The following is a 17,393-nucleotide window of genomic DNA, read 5'->3' on the forward strand; positions in this document are numbered from 1 at the left end:
GGAGGACAGGCCCCGGCGCCACACGGCGCCGGGGCCCTCTCCATGCTCAGCGCTTGGCGACGAACACGTGCGAGGCGATGTCCGCCTCCAGCTCGGCCGCCTCGCCGCCACTGCCCACCAGCACGCCGCCGGGCGACTCCGTCACGCTCACCACCGACCCGGGCTGCACACCCGCCCGCCGCAGCGTGTACATCAGTTGCGCGTCCGTCTGGATCGGCTCGCCGATACGGCGGACGACGACCGTCTTGCCGTCCGTACCCGGGTCCAGGTCGGCCAGCGACACCATGCTCTCGTCCAGGAACGGGTCCGCCCCGTCCTTCTCGCCCAGCTCCTCCAGGCCCGGGATGGGGTTGCCGTACGGCGACTCGGTCGGATGCCGCAGCAGCTCCAGCACGCGGCGCTCGACGGCCTCGCTCATCACGTGCTCCCAGCGACACGCCTCCGCGTGCACCTGCTCCCACTCCAGCCCGATCACATCCACGAGCAGGCACTCCGCCAGGCGGTGCTTGCGCATCACACGCGTCGCCAGCCGGCGGCCCTCGTCGGTCAGCTCCAGGTGCCGGTCGCTGGCCACGGAGACCAGGCCGTCGCGCTCCATCCGCGCCACCGTCTGGCTCACCGTCGGCCCGCTCTGGTCCAGCCGCTCCGCGATGCGGGCGCGCATGGGGACGACGCCTTCCTCTTCGAGTTCGAGGATGGTGCGGAGATACATCTCCGTGGTGTCGATCAGTCCGGACATACGTGCCCCTCGATTACCTCTGCCGGCAGCCGGCCGCTTGCGCAGGCCCTGGCACCAATTCTGCCGGATCCCACTGACAAGCGGGCGGCAGCGGGAAAACGGACGCGCCCGGGACGCGCCCGGCTGTCCGCGGACGCGCCCCGGCCTTCGTATTGACACCGAGATGGTCCAGACCGCACGGTGATCCGCGACACAGACGCTGCGAAGGGGCACCGCATGAGCGACGGCACGCCTGCCGACCTGTTCTTCGACGCCGCCATCGGCCTGCTGCACCGGGTCCGTGACGAGGAGGCCGGGGCGATCGTCGCGGCCGGCACCCTGCTCGCCGACACCGTCACGGCCGGCGGCCGACTGTTCGCCTTCGGCGCGGGGCACTCCTCGCTGGCCGCCCAGGACGTCGTCTACCGCGCGGGCGGCCTCGCGCTGATGAACCTGCTCGCCGTGCCCGGTGTCGTCGGCGTCGACGTCACCCCCGCCACCCTCGGCTCCGCCCTCGAACGCGTCGACGGACTCGCGAGCGCCGTCCTCGACACCTCGCCGCTCCGCGCCGGCGACGCCCTGGTGATCATCTCGCTCTCCGGGCGCAACGCCCTGCCCGTCGAGATGGCCCTGAGCGCCCGCGCCATCGGCGTGAAGGTCATCGGCGTCACCTCGGTGGCGTACGCCTCGCAGACGACGTCCCGGCACGGCTCCGGCACCTTCCTCAAGGACCACTGCGACATCGTCCTCGACTCGAAGATCGCCGTCGGCGACGCGGAACTCGCCCTCGACACCATCCCGGCGCCCTTCGCCCCCGCCTCCACCGTCGTCACCACCGCCCTGATGCAGGCCGTCATGGCGACCACCGCCGCCACCCTGGCCGACCGCGGCATCGAACCCCCGCTGCTGCGCTCCGGCAACGTCGACGGCGGCCACGAGTGGAACGGCCGGGTGATGGCGGAGTACGGCGACCGGATCTTCTACCGCCACTGAAAGCCACCACGGCCGGCCACAACGGACAGCCGTCCCGCTCGCAGACCGGCCCCGGCTACTCCCCCGGCCCGCCCCGGCCACTCCCCCGGCCGCCCCGCACCGCCTCCGCCAGGTCCAGCGCCGTCGCGATCCGTACGGCGACGTCCTCCGCGTAGGCGGCGTCGGACCGCTCGAAGCGGCTGCGGCCGGCACCGCGCAGGAAGGTCACCACGCCCAGCGTCCGCCCCCGGCTGCGCAGCACCGCGCACAGCGCGTGCACCGCGTCGCCGGGCCACTGCCGCTCCAGCGCCCACTCCCGCGCCCGCTCCGCCCCGACCGGCCCGGCGTCCGCGCGCACCGTCCCGGCCCGCTCCGCGCACCGCAGCGCCGGATGCCCCTCCGGGTAGCGCACGGGCAGCCCGGCCGCGCCCGTGAGCAGGCTGGGGCCCGGCGCCCCGGCGGGCGTCGCGGCGAGCCGCACCAGCCGTAGGGAGGGTTCCTCGCCCTCCGCGCGCGGGGTGCCCGCCACCCGGTCGACGAGGGCGTGGTCGGCGAAACCGGCGAGGGCGAAGTCGAGGTGGACGGTGGCCGCCTCCACCGGGTCCTCGCACTCGGCCGCGGCCCGCGCCGCACGGTGCAGCTGGTTCGTCCGGAACCGCAGCAGGGACGCCTCCTGCTCACCCTGCTTGGCCTCGGTGACGTCCTCGAACAGCCACCCCACCCCGAGCGGCACCGGCTCCTCCGCGAGCGGGGAGGCCAGCCGCACGAACCCACTGCGCCAGCAGCGCCGCTTCTCACCCTCCGGGGTCCGCACCGTCATCCACATCTCGGCGGGCGCGGGCGGCGCGCCCTCGGCGAGGACATGGGTGAGCGCGGCCTCCAGCTCCTCCACGCCCTGCGCGATCAGCTCGCCCAGGGGACGCCCCAGCACGGACGTCCGGCCCACCCCGAGCGTCCGCGCCGCGTGCGCGTTCACGACGGCGGGCCGCAGATCCGCGTCGACCAGGACGACGCCCCAGGAGGCGGTCTCGAACAGGGCCTCGCTCAGCGCGATCGACCGCTCCAGGTCGATCTGCGCGTGCACCTCGCTGAACGCGCAGTACACGCCCGCGGGCTCGCCTTCGGGTCCGCGCACGGCGGCCGACTGCGTCCGTACGAGCACCCGTCCGCCGTCCTTGGTGACGAGTGCGAACTCGTGCACCTGCCGCCCCGGCGCGCGCATCGCCGACATCAGCCGGGCCTGCACCTCCTCGGCGTCGGCGGTGCGCACCGCCCACCCGGCGAACCCGTGCCGCCCGACCGCCTCCGCCGCCGTCCAGCCGAGGATCCGCTCGGCCTCCCGGTTCCAGTGGGTCACGACCCCCTCGGCGTCGAAGGCGCACAGGGCCGCGTCCATGCCGTCGAGCAGCGCGGCGAGCAGATCGGACCCGCCGGGCTCACCGGGCTCGTCCGGCCCCAGCTCATCAGTGGCCCCACTCCGCCGCGAAGCACTCACCTGGACCCCCTGGAAGCCTCGTCCGCGCACACACGACGCTCGGTTCGCTCACTGGCCTTCATTCAACTGGAACGTGACCCAGCACACGGCATGTTCCCGCAAGTTCCAGGGATCAATGTCCCGCCCGGTCCCGTGGCAGCCGCACGTCGACCCGCTCCTCCCGCTCGCCGTCCAGCGCGCGCCCGCCGCTCTCCGCGTACCCGCGCCAGACGGCGAACCACAGCCCGCAGGCGGAACGGCACGTGGACGGGGCGCGTCCCGGTACGCACGAGGGGCCGGCACGGGCACGGCCTCGCCGTCCCGGGCGGTCGCGTCCACGTCTCGCACCTGCGTCTGCGGCTGCTCCAGCGGGGCGCCGGGTACGGCCACGGCATCCGGCCCGAAGCCGTACCGTCACCGTCCCCGAAAAACAGTTGAGCCCGCGCCGGGGAGTTCCTAGGGTGGCGCTTACACGGTGAAAGGAGGTGATCCGGCAGATGTATGAATCCCGGACGCGTGAGGTGGCTGCGGGCTAGCGGCCCGTCACCACGCCATGTGCGGTGCCGGACCAGCGCGCGACAGATGCTGTGCAGCCGGCCAATCCCAAGCAGTCACCCGACCCGCGGGCTGCCGGTACGTCCGGCCGGCTCCTCCTCGGAGGAACCCAGCCCGCGGGTCGTCTGCGTGTGTGGGGCCCGTCAGGGGCTGAGGCGTTCGACCTTCCAGCTGCCGTCCGGCCGGGCGACGTAGCGCAGGCGGTCGTGGAGGCGGTTCACGCGGCCCTGCCAGAACTCGATCGTCTCCGGGGTGACGCGGAAGCCGCCCCAGTGCGGCGGGACCGGGACCTTCTCGTCCTCGGGGTAACGGGCCGCGAGGTCGGCGTAGGCCGTGTCGAGTTCGGTGCGCGAGGTGATCACCCGGGACTGGGCGCTGGCCCAGGCGCCCAGTTGGGAGCCGTGCGGGCGGGTGCGGAAGTAGGCGGCGGTCTCGTCGCGGCCGGTGCGCCGGGCGGTGCCGGTGACGATGACCTGGCGGGCCAGCGGGTGCCAGGGGAAGAGCAGCGAGATGTGCGGGTTCTCGGCCAGGTCGCGGCCCTTGCGGGAGTCGTAGTTGGTGAAGAAGACGAAGCCGTCGGTGTCGTACTGCTTCATCAGGACCGTGCGTGAGCTGGGGCGGCCCTGTGCGTCCGCCGTGGAGACGACCATCGCGTTGGGTTCGTAGAGCGTGCCGTGCAGGGCGGCGCGGGCCGCGTCCTCGAACCAGCGGGTGAACTGGTCCATCGGATGGGCGGCGAGGTTCTCCTCGGCGAGGCCGTCGGCCCGGTACTGCTTGCGCATGGCGGCGGGATCGAGGACGGGGTCCAGGAGCGGGTCGCGGTCGGTCACGCGGTCATCTTGCCGTATCGAACGGGTATGGCACTGAGTGTCGTGTGGTCTCCCCAACCACGGCACCGGGGGTTATCGTGCTGCTCCCTTTGCGGTTGGGTTGACCACGGGTGACCACCGGCAGATCGGGGCATCACCGGGGTGACCGCCGCCCACACATCACGAGGAGCCGCCTGATGTCCGATTTCGTACCCGGGCTCGAAGGAGTCGTCGCGTTCGAGACGGAGATCGCCGAACCGGACAAGGAGGGCGGCGCCCTGCGTTACCGGGGCGTCGACATCGAGGACCTGGTCGGGCACGTCTCCTTCGGGAACGTGTGGGGTCTGCTGGTCGACGGCGCCTTCAATCCCGGTCTGCCGCCCGCCGAGCCGTTCCCGATCCCCGTGCACTCCGGTGACATCCGGGTGGACGTGCAGTCGGCGCTCGCCATGCTCGCCCCCGTCTGGGGGCTGCGTCCCCTGCTCGACATCGACGAGCGGCAGGCCCGGGACGACCTGGCGCGGGCCGCCGTCATGGCCCTGTCGTACGTCGCCCAGTCCGCGCGCGGTCAGGGGCTGCCGATGGTGCCGCAGCGGGAGATCGACAAGGCCGCTTCCGTGGTCGAGCGGTTCATGATCCGGTGGCGGGGCGAGCCGGACCCCAAGCACGTCGCGGCCGTCGACGCGTACTGGACCTCGGCCGCCGAGCACGGCATGAACGCCTCCACCTTCACGGCGCGGGTCATCGCCTCCACCGGTGCGGATGTCGCCGCGGCGCTGTCCGGCGCGGTGGGTGCGATGTCCGGTCCGCTGCACGGCGGTGCGCCGTCGCGGGTGCTGGGGATGATCGAGGAGATCGAGCGCACGGGGGACGCGGAGGCCTACGTCAGGCAGGCGCTGGACCGCGGTGAGCGGCTGATGGGCTTCGGGCACCGGGTGTACCGGGCCGAGGACCCGCGGGCGCGGGTCCTGCGGCGTACGGCACGGGAGCTGGGCGCGCCGCGGTTCGAGGTCGCCGAGGCGCTTGAGAAGGCCGCGCTGGAGGAGCTGCACAACCGCCGGCCGGACCGGGTGCTGGCCACCAACGTGGAGTTCTGGGCGGCGATCGTCCTGGACTTCGCGGAGGTGCCGGCCCACATGTTCACGTCCATGTTCACGTGTGCCCGCACGGCCGGCTGGTCGGCGCACATTCTCGAACAGAAGCGGACCGGGCGGCTGGTGCGGCCTTCCGCCCGGTATGTGGGGCCGGGGGCGCGGCGGCCCGAGGACATCCAGGGGTACGGGGAGACCGCCCGCTAGAGAGGGCGGTGCGGCCCCGCGCCCCCGCGGCCGGCGGCTCACGCCGGTGTCGGAAGGCTTCCGTGGTGTCGCCGCGCCGCCAGGGGGTGCGCCCTCAGCTTGCCCTTCAGTTCGTTGTAGCCGTACTCGGCGTACAGCGGGTTCGTCGGGTCGGTGGTGATGCCGGGGGCCTTCGGCGCGTGCGGGAACGGGAGCGGGGCGATCTTCGCGTCCAGGCGGGGGTTGTAGAAGAACGGGACCGAGAAGCGTTCCGTCGCACCGGGCGGGCTGACCACCCGGTGGTTGGTGGCGAGCAGGTAGCCGTTGGTGGCGACCTCCAGGAGTTCGCCGAGGTTGACGACGAACGCGCCCTCGATGGGCGGTACGTCGTGGAAGCGGCCGTCCTCGCGCTGGACCTGGAGGCCGCCGACCGTGTCCTGGAGGAGCAGGGTGAGGAAGCCGTAGTCCTTGTGGGCACCGACGCCCTGGTCGGTGCCGTCGCCCGCGCTGCCGGGGTAGCGGACGAGCTTGAGGTGCGGGTGGGCGTGGGGGCCGAAGACCGGGTCGTAGAAGTCGGCCGGGGCGCCGATCGCGGTCAGGAGTTCGTGCAGGAGGCGGTGGGCGACGTCGCTGAGCCTGTCGATCCAGGCGAGGGCGGCCGTACGGAGTTCGGGGAGGGCGGCCGGCCACTGGTTGGGGCCCTGGAGCCACCAGTACGGGGGTTCCCCGGGGGCGGGGACCCTGGCGGGGCGTTCGGCGCCTATGTCGAGCTGGTCGCGCCAGTCGCGGGCGCCGGCGGTGCGTTCGTCGCCGGTGCGGGTGTAGCCGCGGAAGTGCGGGGAGCCGGTGTTGTCCAGGGCGAGCCGGTCGGCCTCGGGGAGGGCGAAGAAGGCGCGCATCGCGGTGAGCAGGGCGTCGGTCTCGGCCCGGGTCACGCCGTGTCCGACGAGTTGGAAGAAGCCGACGTCGTGGGCGGCGTCGTGCAGCTGGGCGTGGAGGAGGGAGCGGGCCTGGGGGCCGCGGTCGGCGGCCGACAGGTCGATGATCGGGAGCTGGTGGTACGACGGGGTCGCCGTCGCGGTGTGCGTCGTCATGGGTGCGTCCACAGGGGTGTGTGGGCCACGGGCAGGCCGCCGGGGGTAGGGGGCGGCGCCCAGGATGCCGTAAGACGGGGAAGAAGAAAGGGGCTGGATCAGGCCGAAAGCCGACAGCCCGTGCTCGTGACGCGCACGTAGTCCACGTGGCGTCGGCGAACGAGCATCGGAAGCATGCGCCAAGGGTAACGCGCTCCCGCGGCGACTCCCCGGCCGGACGCCTCGCCGTGGAGCGCTAGCCGAGCGCTTCGTCCAGCAGCGCGGCCCACTGGGCGACGACCCGTTCGCGGCGGGCGGTGTCGTCGGTGAGGAGGTTGGCGAGGCCGAGGCCGCGGGCCATGTCGAGGAGGCCCTGTACGGTTTCGCGGACGCCGGGGCGGGACTCGTCGGCGTGGAGGAGGTCGATGGCGATGCGGTGGGTCTCGCGGCCGACGCGGGCCTCCAGCTCGGTCACGCGGGGGCGCAGCTGTTCCTCGTCTGAGGCGGCGACCCACAGGTGGAGGGCGGCGCGGAAGAGGGGGCCGGTGTAGAGGTCGACCAGGGCGGAGACCACGGCCCGGCGGTCGGTGGGGCCGTCGGGGAAGAGGGCGCGCAGCGCCAGGGAGCGCTCCTCGGAGACGTACTCGACGGCGGCGGTGAACAGGTCCTCGCGGGTCGGGAAGTGGTGCTGGGCGGCGCCCCGGGAGACGCCGGCGCGTTCGGCGACGGCGGCGACCGTGGAGCCCGCCCAGCCGTGCTCGGCGAGGCACGCCACGGCGGCTTCCAGGAGCCGCTGCCGGGTGGCCCGGCTGCGGTCCTGCTTGGGAACGCGCTCGCGTTCGGTCGTACTCACACCACCCATGCCGCATCACGTCTTTCCAGGAAGGCCGTCATCCCCTCCCGGGCCCGGGGGGAGGCGAACAGCCGGGCCGAGAGCGCGGTCAGCCCGGCCGCGTCCCGGTCGAATGTCTCCAGCACCCTAGCCGTGAGCAGCCGTTTCGTCTCGGCCAGGGCCTCGGGGGCCGAGCGGCGCAGGCCGTCCAGGATGGGTGCGAGGGCGTCGTCCACGTCCTCCGCGTCGTCCGACGCGGCCGTGAGCAGGCCGAGGCGTACGGCCTCGGCGGGGGTGAAGCGTTCGCCGGTGAGGTAGTAGCGGGCGAGGGCGCGGGGGTCGGTGCGCGGGATCACCGGGAGGGAGATCACGGCGGGGGCGACGCCGACGCGTACCTCGGTGAAGGCGAAGGTGGCCGCGGGGCCGGCCACGGCGATGTCGCAGGCGGCGAGCAGGCCGAGGCCGCCGGCGCGGACGTGGCCGGTGACGCGGGCGACGACCGGTTTGGGCAGCTCGGTGATCTGGCGGAGCAGGGCCACGAGGGCGTCGGGGTCGGGCGGGTCGCGCAGGTCGGCGCCGGCGCTGAAGGTCGTACCGGTGTGGGTGAGGACCACGGCCCGTACGTCCGGGTCCTTGCCGGAGGCGGCGAGGGCGGTGGCGAGTTCCGTGACCAGGGCCGCCGACAGGGCGTTGCGGGTGTCGGTGGCGTCGAGGCTGAGGGTGTCGACGGCACGCGCGCGGGTGCGGCCGATCAGTGCGGTCGGGTCCGTCATGGGTGCTCCCTGAGCTGTCGGCGCAGGATCTTGCCGGAGGCGGCGCGGGGGACGGTGTCGACGAAGGTGACGCGGCGGACGCGTTTGTAGGGGGCGACGCGTTCGGCGACGTGCAGCAGGACGTCGTTCTCGGTGAGGTCGCCGGCGGTGGGGGCGCGGACGACGAAGGCGTGCGGGATCTCGTTGCCGTCGTCGTTGTACGCGCCGATGACGGCGGCGTCGGCGATGCCGGGGTGGGTGAGCAGGAGGGCCTCCAGTTCGGCGGGCGCCACCTGGAAGCCCTTGTACTTGATCAGTTCCTTGACCCGGTCGACGACGAACAGCCAGCCGTCGGCGTCGACATGGCCGACGTCGCCGGTGTGCAGCCAGCCGTCGGCGTCGATCATGGCGGCGGTGGCGTCGGGGCGGCCGAGGTAGCCCTTCATCACCTGGGGGCCGCGGATGAGGATCTCGCCGGGCTCGCCCGGGCCGAGGTCCGTGCCGGGGTCGTCCAGGGAGACGATCCGCATCTCAGTGCCGGCGATGAGCCGGCCGACCGTGCCGGCGGGGGCGTCGCGCAGCCGGTCGAGGGGGACGACGTGGGTGCCCGGGGACAGTTCCGTCATGCCGTAGGCCTGGCCGATCGGGGGCAGGCCGAGGCGTTCGGCGCAGGCGAGGGCGAGTCGGGCGTCCAGCGGGGCGGCGGCGCTGATCACGTGCTTCAGGGAGGAGAGGTCGTAGCGGCTGACGGCGGGGTGTTTGGCGAGGGCGAGGACGATCGGCGGGGCGACGTACAGGCCGGTGATGCGGTGGGTCTCGATCGCGGCGAGGAAGGACTCCAGCTCGAAGCGGGGCAGGACGACGACGGTGGCGCCGTGCCGCAGGGGCGCGTTCATCAGGGCGGTGAGGCCGTAGATGTGGAAGAACGGCAGGACGGCGAGGATGCGGTCGCCGGGGCCGGCGGGGACGGCGGGTTCCAGCTGGGCGAGGTTGGTGGCGATCTGCCGGTGGGTGAGCATGACGCCCTTGGGGGTGCCGGTGGTGCCGGAGGAGTACGGCAGTACGGCGATGTCCTCGGCCGGGTCGATGGCGATGCCGGGTTCGGGCGCGGTGGTGGCGAGCAGGTCGATCAGCGAGCGGTGCCCGGGCGCGCTGTCGCAGACCAGGATCTCCCGTACGCCGCCCGCGATCTCGGCGGCCCGGCGGGCGGTCCGCAGCAGCGGGGAGACGGTGACGATCCAGCGGGCGCCGCTGTCCTGGAGCTGCTTCGCGAACTCCTCGGCGGTGGCGAGCGGGTGCACGGTGGTGACGGCGGCACCCGCGCGCGTGGCCGCGTAGAAGGCGGTGGGGAAGGCGATCGTGTTGGGGCTGTGCAGGGCGAGGACGTCGCCCTTGCGGACGCCGGCGTCGGCGAGGGCGGCGGCCAGGCGCCGGTGGAACCGGTCCACCTGCTCGTACGTGAGGGTGGTGCCGTCCGTGCCGTCGACGAGGGCGGGCTGGTCGCCGAAGGCGGCGGCCCGGCCGAGGACGGCCTCGTGGATGGGGAGTTCTACGGGCGGGACGTCTGCGTACTCGCTGCGGAACACGGTTCCTCCTCACACGGGGCCGCTCAGTACGACTTGGGCAGGCCCAGGGTCTGGTGGGAGACGTAGTTGAGAATCATCTCCCGGCTCACCGGGGCAATACGAGCCACACGCGCGGCTGTTATCAGCGAGGCGAGTCCGAACTCCCGGGTGAGGCCGTTGCCGCCGAGGGTGTGCACGGCCTGGTCGACGGCCTTCACGCAGGCCTCCCCGGCCGCGTACTTGGCCATGTTGGCGGCTTCGCCGGCTCCGACGTCGTCACCGCAGTCGTAGAGGTGGGCCGCCTTCTGCATCATCAGCCGGGCCAGCTCCAGGTCGATGTGGGCCTGCGCCAGGGGGTGGGCGATGGCCTGGTGGGCGCCGATGGGGGCCCTCCAGACCGTGCGGTCGCGGGCGTACTCGATCGCCCGGGTGAGGGCGTGGCGGCCCATGCCGATCGCGAACGCGGCGGTCATGATCCGCTCGGGGTTGAGTCCGGCGAAGAGCTGGAGGAGCCCCGCGTCGTCGTCGCCCACGAGAGCGTCGGCAGGCAGCCGTACGTCGTCCAGGACCAGCTCGAACTGTTTCTCGGCCGCGTTGAGTTCCATGTCGATGGGGCGCTTGTGGAAGCCCTCGGCGTCCGTCGGGACGATGAACAGGCAGGGCTTGAGGGTGCCGGTGCGGGCGTCCTCGGTGCGGCCGACGACGAGGACGGCGTCGGCGAGGTCGACTCCGGAGATGAAGACCTTGCGGCCGGTCAGCAGCCAGTCGGTGCCGTCCCGCCGGGCCGTGGTGGTGATGCGGTGGCTGTTGGAGCCGGCGTCGGGTTCGGTGATGCCGAAGGCCATGAGGCGGCTGCCGTCGGCGATCCCGGGCAGCCAGCGCCGTTTCTGCTCCTCGGTGCCGAAGCGGGAGATGACCGTGCCGCAGATGGCCGGGGAGACGACCAGCATGAGCAGGGGTGAGCCGGCGGCTCCCAGCTCCTCGAGGACGATGGAGAGTTCGGCTATGCCTCCGCCGCCTCCGCCGTACTCCTCCGGGAGGCTGACGCCGAGGTAGCCGAGTTTGCCGGCCTCGGACCAGAGTTCGGCGGGCGGTTTGCCCTCGGCGACGGTGCGGGCGCGGTAGTCGCGGCCGTAGCGCTTGCCGAGGGCGGCTACCGCGGACCGGAGGGCCTTGTGCTCTTCGGATTCGATGACGGCGGTCATGGGTCTCCTAGGAAGAGGTTTCCTGCACTACTGCCAGCACCGTGCCGGGCTCCACCTGCCGGCCGGGCCTGACGTACAGGGCGGTGAGGGTCCCGGCGGCCGGCGCCGCGATCCGGTGCTGCATCTTCATCGCCTCCACCCATATGAGTCCCTGACCGGCCCGGACCGTTGCCCCTTCCACGAGGCCCTCGGCGAGGCGGACGACGGTGCCCGGCATCGGGGCCACGAGGGAGCCCGGGGCGAGCTGGGCCGTCGGGTCGGGGAAGCGGGGCAGGGCGGTGAGGCGGGCGGCGCCGACGTGGACCTGGTCGCCGTAGCGGGCGACCTCGAACCGGCGGCGGACGCCGTCCGCTTCGAGGACGACGAGCCGCGCGTCGACGTGGACGACCCGGACCCCGTCCGCGGCGAGGCCGTCCCTGGTGTGCCGGTAGCGGACCTCGTGCTCCTCGCCGCCCATCGCGTACCGCTTCACCTGCGGCTGTGAGGGAACGTTGCGCCAGCCGCCGAAGCGGGAGCGGCCGTGGGCGTCGGCGAGGGCGGCTGCCAGCGGGGCGAGGGGGTCGTGGGCGGGGTCGGTCAGGTCGCGCAGGTGGCGGTCGTAGAAGCCGGTGTCCATGCGGGCGGCCGTGAACTCCGGGTGCCGCAGGGAGCGCACCAGCAGGTCCCGGTTGGTGACCGGGCCGTGGACCACGGCGGACTCCAGCGCGCCGGCGAGCCTGCGGACGGCCTCCGCGCGGGTGGGGGCGTGGGCGACGACCTTGGCGAGCATCGGGTCGTAGTGCACGCCGACGGGGTCGCCGTCGGTGTAGCCGGTGTCCAGGCGGACACCGGCCGGTACGGCGAGGCGGTGCAGGGTGCCGGTCTGCGGGGCCCAATCGCGGGCGGGGTCCTCGGCGTACAGGCGGGCCTCGACCGCGTGGCCACGCGCGCGTGGGGGCTCCTTGTCGAGGGCGTGTCCTTCGGCGATCCGGATCTGTTCGGCGACCAGGTCGAGTCCGAAGACGGCCTCGGTGACGGGGTGTTCGACCTGGAGGCGGGTGTTCATCTCCAGGAAGTGGGCGCGGCCGTCGGCGACCAGGAACTCGACGGTGCCGGCGCCGGTGTAGGAGACGGCGCGGGCGGCGCGCACGGCCAGCGTGCGCAGCTCGTCCGCGAGCTGCCGGGTGAGTCCGGGCGCCGGAGCCTCCTCGATCACCTTCTGGTGGCGGCGCTGGAGGGAGCAGTCGCGGGTGCCGAGGGGCCAGACGGTGCCGTGGGTGTCGGCGAGGATCTGCACCTCCACATGGCGGCCGTGTTCGAGGTACGGCTCCACGAACACCTCTCCGTCGCCGAAGGCGCTCGCGGCCTCCGCGCGGGCGCCCTCCAGCGCGGCCGGCAGCTCCTCCAGGCGGCGCACGATCCGCATGCCGCGCCCGCCGCCGCCCGCCGCCGCCTTCACCAGGACGGGCAGGTCGGTCTCGGTCACCTCGTGCAGGGGCTCGACGCCCAGCAGCCGTTTGGCGCGGGTCTTGGACGCCATGGCCTCGATGGCCTGCGGGGGCGGGCCGATCCAGACCAGGCCGGCGTCGAGGACGGCGCGGGCGAAGCCGGGGTTCTCGGACAGGAAGCCGTACCCGGGGTGCACGGCGTCCGCGCCGGCGGCCAGGGCCGCCTTCACGACGAGGTCGCCGCGCAGGTAGGTGTCGGCGGGCGCCGCGCCCGGCAGCCGTACCGCCGTGTCGGCCACGCGCGCGTGGAGCGCGTTCTCGTCGGCGTCCGAGTGCACGGCGACCGTGCGGATGCCGAGGTCGGCGCAGGTGCGGAAGACGCGGCAGGCGATCTCGCCCCGGTTGGCGACGAGCACACTGGAAATCACGGGATCCCTCACATCCGGAAGACGCCGAAGCCGCCGCGCGCGCCCTCGTAGGGCGCGGTGTGCAGGGCGGACAGGCAGAGGCCGAGGACGGTGCGGGTGTCGCGCGGGTCAATGACGCCGTCGTCGTACAGCCGCCCGGACAGGAACATGGGCAGCGACTCGGACTCGATCTGCTGCTCCACCATGGCGCGCAGGGCCGCGTCCGCGTCCTCGTCGTACGGCTGCCCCTTCGCCGCCGCCGACTGCCGGGCGACGATGGAGAGCACGCCGGCGAGCTGCTGCGGGCCCATGACGGCGGACTTGGCGCTGGGCCAGGCGAACAGGAAGCGCGGGTCGTAGGCCCGGCCGCACATGCCGTAGTGCCCGGCGCCGTACGACGCGCCCATGAGGACCGACAGGTGCGGGACCCGGCTGTTGCCGACCGCGTTGATCATCATCGCGCCGTGCTTGATGATCCCGCCCTGCTCGTACTCCCTGCCGACCATGTAGCCGGTGGTGTTGTGCAGGAACAGCAGCGGGATGTCGCGCTGGTTGGCGAGCTGGATGAACTGGGCGGCCTTCTGCGACTCGGCGCTGAACAGGACGCCCTGGGCGTTGGCCAGGATGCCGACGGGATAACCGTGCAGGTCCGCCCAGCCGGTGACCAGGCTGGTGCCGTACAGCGGCTTGAACTCGTCGAAGTCGGAGCCGTCCACGAGCCGGGCGATGACCTCGCGCGGGTCGAACGGGATCTTCAGGTCGTCCGGGACGATGCCCAGCAGTTCCTCGGGGTCGTACGCGGGCGGCTGGGCCGGGCCCGGGTCCGGGTACGCCTTGCGGTGGTTGAGGCGGGCCACGACCCGGCGGGCCTGGCGCAGGGCGTCCGGCTCGTCCAGGGCGAAGTAGTCGGCGAGGCCGGACACGCGCGCGTGCATCTCGGCGCCGCCCAGCGACTCGTCGTCGCTCTCCTCCCCGGTGGCCATCTTGACCAGCGGCGGCCCGCCGAGGAACACCTTCGCCCGCTCCTTGACCATGATCACGTGGTCGGACATGCCGGGGATGTAGGCGCCGCCGGCGGTGGAGTTGCCGAAGACGACGGCGATGGTCGGGATGCCGGCGGCGGAGAGCCGGGTCAGGTCGCGGAAGATCGCCCCGCCCGGGATGAAGATCTCCTTCTGGGAGGGCAGGTCGGCACCGCCCGACTCGACCAGGCTGATGCAGGGCAGCCGGTTGGCGAGGGCGATGTCGTTGGCGCGCAGGGCCTTCTTCAGGCTCCAGGGGTTGCTGGCGCCACCGCGTACGGTCGGGTCGTTCGCGGTGATCAGGCACTCGACGCCCTCGACCACGCCGATGCCGGTGACGAGGGAGGCACCGACGGGGTGGTCGCTGCCCCAGGCGGCCAGCGGCGACAGCTCCAGGAACGGGGTGTCGGGGTCCAGCAGCAGTTCGATGCGCTCGCGGGCGAGCAGCTTGCCGCGTTCGCGGTGCCGCCGGACGTACTTCTCGCCGCCGCCCGCGAGCGCCTTCGCGTGTTCGGCCTCCAGGTCGGCGAGCTTGGCGAGCATGGCCTCGCGGTGGGCCTGGTGATCGGGGGCGGTGGGGTCGACAGCGGTCTGCAGAACCGTCACAGCAGAGTCTCCGGGATGTCCAGGTGGCGGGAGCGCAGCCATTCGCCGAGGGCCTTGGCCTGCGGGTCGAAGCGGGCCTGCGCGGCGACGCCGGCGCCGAGGATGCCCTCGACGGCGAAGTTGAGGGCGCGCAGGTGGGGCAGGAGGTGCCGGGTCACCGGCAGGTCCCGGGTCTCGGGCAGCAGCTGCCGGAACCTGTCGGTGGTGAGGGTGTGCGCGAGCCACCGCCAGGCCTCGTCCGTCCGCGCCCACACCCCGACGTTGGCGTTCCCGCCCTTGTCCCCGCTGCGCGCCCCGGCGACCAGGCCGAGCGGGGCCCGCCGGGTGGGGCCGGGTGGGAGGGGATCCGGGAGGGGTGGCGGCGGTACGGCGTCCAGGGGCCGCGTCTCCTGGGGCGGCGACACGGGGATACGGCGTCCGTCGTGGAGGACGGCCACATGGTCCACGGCCCCATGGGGCACGTACACATCCTCGAACACCCCATACGGGGCTCCCTTTCCGGGTGGGGACAACACATGGAAGCCCGGGTAGCTGCCGAGGGCCAGTTCCACGGCGGCCCCGCTCAGCGCGCGCCCCACGACCCGCTGGTCCGGGTCGCGCACGACGAGCCGCAGCAGGGCGCTGGCCGTCTCCTCGGTGCCGGCGTCGGCCCGGTCGGTCCGCACCAGCTCCCAGCGCACGTCCTGCGGCGGCGACTTGGCGAGCGCGCCGGCGAGCTGCTCGCGCACCAGGGCCGCCTTGGCCTCGATGTCGAGTCCGGTGAGGACGAAGACGACCTCGTTGCGGAAGCCGCCGAGCCGGTTGAGCCCGGTCTTGAGCGTGGGCGGCGGCGCCTCCCCGCGCACCCCCTCGATCCGCACCCGGTCCGGCCCGTCCTGACTCAGCCGTACGGTGTCCAGCCGGGCGGTGACGTCCGGCCCGGCGTACCGTGCGCCACCGGTCTCGTACAGCAGCTGGGCGGTGACCGTACCCACGTCCACGAAGCCGCCGGTGCCGGGGTGCTTGGTGATCACGCTGCTGCCGTCGGCGTGGATCTCGGCGAGCGGGAAGCCGGGACGGCGCACGTCGCCCTCGCCGAAGAAGGCGTAGTTCCCGCCGGTCGCCTGGGTCCCGCACTCCAGCACGTGCCCGGCGACGACGGCACCGGCGAGCCGGTCGTGGTCCGTGGGGCGCCAGCCGAAGTGGGCGGCGGCCGGCCCGGTGACGAGCGCCGCGTCGGTCACCCGGCCGGTGACCACCACGTCGGCGCCGGCCCGCAGGCACTCGGCGATGCCGAAGCCGCCGAGGTAGGCGTGGGCGGCGAGGGTGCCGGGGTGGGCGGCGGTGAGGTCGTCCCCCTCGACCCGCGCGACCCGCACCGGTATCCCGAGCCGCTCCGCCAGCCCGTGTATCTCCTCCGCCAGTCCGGCGGGGTTCAGACCTCCGGCGTTGGTGACGATCCGCACGCCGCGCTCGTGCGCGAGGCCGAGGCAGTCCTCCAGTTGGCGCAGGAAGGTGCGGGCGTATCCGGCCGACGGGTCCTTCAGCCGGTCGCGGCCGAGGATGAGCATGGTGAGCTCGGCGAGGTAGTCACCGGTGAGGACGTCCACCTCGCCGCCGGTGAGCATCTCGCGCAGGGCGTCCGCGCGGTCGCCGTAGAAGCCGGAGAAGTTGCCGATGCGCAGGGGGGTCACCGGCCGGCCTCCTTCCCGGCCTCCTTCGACGGGCGGCCGGCGCCGGGCGGCCCCGCGAAGGCCTGGGCGATGTCGAGCCAGCGGTCGGCGTCCGGGCCCACGGCCGTCAGGGCGAGGTCGTGGCGGTGGGCGCGCTGGGTGACCAGGAGGCAGAAGTCCAGGGCGGGGCCGGTGACGCGCTGGGCGGCGTGCTCGTCGCCGTACGCCCACACCTCGCCCGAGGGCGCGCCGAGTTCCACGCGGAACTCGTCGGCCGGCGGAGTGAGTCCGTGGGCACCGAAGGCGAAGTCGCGGGTCCGCACCCCGAGCCGGGCCACATGCCGGAGCCGGTCGGTGTGTGTACGCACCACACCGAGAGCGTCGGCGACGTCCAGTGCATGCGCCCAGGTCTCCATGAGTCGGGCGGTGGCCATGGAGGCGGTGGACATGGGCGGCCCGTACCAAGGGAAACGGGCCCCGGCCGGCGCGGCGCGCAGGGCCTGGTCGAGGGCGGTCCGCCCGCTGCGCCAGGCCGCGAGCAGCTCGGCGGGCGGAAGCGCGGCGCCCTCCTCGGCACCCTCGTCCACGAACGAGTCCGGGGCCGCGAGCGCCTTCTCCACCAGCGCCCGGAAGGCGTCGGGGTCGGTGACGGCGACCAGTGCCGAGCGGTCGGTCCAGGCGAGGTGCGCGATCTGGTGAGCGACGGTCCAGCCGGGCGCGGGCGTGGGCAGGGCCCACTGATCAGGACTCAACTCGGCCACTGTCAGGTCGAGTTCAGCACTCTCGGCACGCAGGTCGTCGATGACGGGCGTCGGGTCGGCCATGGGGGGAGCATGGCAGCGGGGGGAGAAACAATCAAGCGTGCTTGCATTAATTGCTGCGGGGTGTGCGTGGCTTTTGGGGCGGGCGTGGCTTGGCGGAGGCGGGGCTCGGGGCGGGCGGGCACGGCTCGGCGGGGGGCATGGCTCGGCGCGAGCGGGCACGGCTTGGCGGGGGGCATGGCTCGGCGCGGGCACGTGCGGCTCGGCGGGGGGCATGGCTCGGCGT

General features: G+C 73.5%; 14 protein-coding genes. 2 read left to right on the forward strand and 12 right to left on the reverse strand.

Features of this window, described 5'->3' with window-relative positions; genetic code table 11:
- Positions 1-46: 46 nt before the first annotated feature.
- Entirely contained in the window at positions 47-739 is a 693-nt protein-coding gene (locus ACZ7N4_RS12350) for a metal-dependent transcriptional regulator (RefSeq protein ID WP_059250541.1), read from the reverse strand.
- A gap of 216 nt (positions 740-955) precedes the next feature.
- Between ACZ7N4_RS12350 and ACZ7N4_RS12355 the strand changes: the two genes are divergently transcribed.
- Positions 956-1,711, forward strand: coding sequence for an SIS domain-containing protein (locus ACZ7N4_RS12355; protein WP_471356971.1), 756 nt, complete (start codon positions 956-958; stop codon positions 1,709-1,711).
- A 55-nt stretch (positions 1,712-1,766) separates the two neighbouring features.
- Here ACZ7N4_RS12355 and ACZ7N4_RS12360 read toward each other — a convergent pair whose 3' ends face one another.
- Together ACZ7N4_RS12360 and pdxH are read right to left on the reverse strand one after the other, a co-directional pair.
- Positions 1,767-3,185 carry a PAS domain S-box protein gene (locus ACZ7N4_RS12360; RefSeq protein WP_471356974.1) on the reverse strand — a complete coding sequence of 473 codons (1,419 nt, stop codon included), beginning with the start codon at positions 3,183-3,185 and terminating at the stop codon, positions 1,767-1,769.
- A gap of 677 nt (positions 3,186-3,862) precedes the next feature.
- Entirely contained in the window at positions 3,863-4,549 is a 687-nt protein-coding gene (pdxH, locus tag ACZ7N4_RS12365; RefSeq protein ID WP_471356977.1) for a pyridoxamine 5'-phosphate oxidase, read from the reverse strand.
- Between the two features lie 176 nt (positions 4,550-4,725).
- On the opposite strand from pdxH, the gene ACZ7N4_RS12370 reads away from it, so the two are divergent.
- A complete protein-coding gene (locus ACZ7N4_RS12370) occupies positions 4,726-5,826 on the forward strand; it encodes a citrate synthase 2 (RefSeq protein ID WP_471356980.1) in 1,101 nt (366 codons plus the stop codon).
- A gap of 38 nt (positions 5,827-5,864) precedes the next feature.
- Here ACZ7N4_RS12370 and ACZ7N4_RS12375 read toward each other — a convergent pair whose 3' ends face one another.
- The 9 genes from ACZ7N4_RS12375 to ACZ7N4_RS12415 form a co-directional block, all read right to left on the reverse strand.
- Positions 5,865-6,899: an isopenicillin N synthase family dioxygenase gene (locus ACZ7N4_RS12375; protein ID WP_471356982.1), complete on the reverse strand. Its 1,035-nt coding sequence runs from the start codon at positions 6,897-6,899 to the stop codon at positions 5,865-5,867.
- A gap of 235 nt (positions 6,900-7,134) precedes the next feature.
- Entirely contained in the window at positions 7,135-7,740 is a 606-nt protein-coding gene (locus ACZ7N4_RS12380; protein ID WP_471356985.1) for a TetR/AcrR family transcriptional regulator, read from the reverse strand.
- Positions 7,728-8,483: an enoyl-CoA hydratase family protein gene (locus tag ACZ7N4_RS12385; RefSeq protein ID WP_471356988.1), complete on the reverse strand. Its 756-nt coding sequence runs from the start codon at positions 8,481-8,483 to the stop codon at positions 7,728-7,730. Before ACZ7N4_RS12385 ends, ACZ7N4_RS12380 begins: the two co-directional genes overlap by 13 nt.
- Positions 8,480-10,048 carry a 4-coumarate--CoA ligase family protein gene (locus ACZ7N4_RS12390; RefSeq protein ID WP_471356991.1) on the reverse strand — a complete coding sequence of 523 codons (1,569 nt, stop codon included), beginning with the start codon at positions 10,046-10,048 and terminating at the stop codon, positions 8,480-8,482. The genes ACZ7N4_RS12385 and ACZ7N4_RS12390 overlap by 4 nt, the downstream gene beginning before the upstream one ends.
- Positions 10,049-10,071: 23 nt before the next feature.
- Positions 10,072-11,232: an acyl-CoA dehydrogenase family protein gene (locus ACZ7N4_RS12395; protein ID WP_471356993.1), complete on the reverse strand. Its 1,161-nt coding sequence runs from the start codon at positions 11,230-11,232 to the stop codon at positions 10,072-10,074.
- A 7-nt stretch (positions 11,233-11,239) separates the two neighbouring features.
- Positions 11,240-13,087, reverse strand: coding sequence for an acetyl/propionyl/methylcrotonyl-CoA carboxylase subunit alpha (locus ACZ7N4_RS12400; protein ID WP_471356996.1), 1,848 nt, complete (start codon positions 13,085-13,087; stop codon positions 11,240-11,242).
- 8 nt (positions 13,088-13,095) lie between these two features.
- Positions 13,096-14,694, reverse strand: a complete 1,599-nt coding sequence (locus ACZ7N4_RS12405; RefSeq protein ID WP_471356998.1) for an acyl-CoA carboxylase subunit beta — start codon at positions 14,692-14,694, stop codon at positions 13,096-13,098.
- Positions 14,691-16,367 (reverse strand): acyclic terpene utilization AtuA family protein, encoded by a 1,677-nt coding sequence (locus ACZ7N4_RS12410; protein WP_471357000.1) that lies wholly within the window; start codon positions 16,365-16,367, stop codon positions 14,691-14,693. Before ACZ7N4_RS12410 ends, ACZ7N4_RS12405 begins: the two co-directional genes overlap by 4 nt.
- Complete coding sequence (locus ACZ7N4_RS12415; protein ID WP_471357003.1) at positions 16,364-17,170, reverse strand: TIGR03084 family metal-binding protein; 807 nt, start codon at positions 17,168-17,170, stop codon at positions 16,364-16,366. The genes ACZ7N4_RS12410 and ACZ7N4_RS12415 overlap by 4 nt, the downstream gene beginning before the upstream one ends.
- Between the last annotated feature and the right edge of the window lie 223 nt (positions 17,171-17,393).

This window comes from Streptomyces sp. NPDC107654, from assembly GCF_055639035.1.

Bases quoted from the DNA above. Each gene is read 5' to 3' on its own strand.
- ACZ7N4_RS12380 (WP_471356985.1), bottom strand. From the start codon at position 7,740: ATGGGTGGTGTGAGTACGACCGAACGCGAGCGCGTTCCCAAGCAGGAC.
- ACZ7N4_RS12415 (WP_471357003.1), bottom strand. From the start codon at position 17,170: ATGGCCGACCCGACGCCCGTCATCGACGACCTGCGTGCCGAGAGTGCT.
- ACZ7N4_RS12395 (WP_471356993.1), bottom strand. From the start codon at position 11,232: ATGACCGCCGTCATCGAATCCGAAGAGCACAAGGCCCTCCGGTCCGCG.
- ACZ7N4_RS12370 (WP_471356980.1), top strand. From the start codon at position 4,726: ATGTCCGATTTCGTACCCGGGCTCGAAGGAGTCGTCGCGTTCGAGACG.
- ACZ7N4_RS12385 (WP_471356988.1), bottom strand. From the start codon at position 8,483: ATGACGGACCCGACCGCACTGATCGGCCGCACCCGCGCGCGTGCCGTC.
- ACZ7N4_RS12355 (WP_471356971.1), top strand. From the start codon at position 956: ATGAGCGACGGCACGCCTGCCGACCTGTTCTTCGACGCCGCCATCGGC.
- ACZ7N4_RS12375 (WP_471356982.1), bottom strand. From the start codon at position 6,899: ATGACGACGCACACCGCGACGGCGACCCCGTCGTACCACCAGCTCCCG.
- ACZ7N4_RS12350 (WP_059250541.1), bottom strand. From the start codon at position 739: ATGTCCGGACTGATCGACACCACGGAGATGTATCTCCGCACCATCCTC.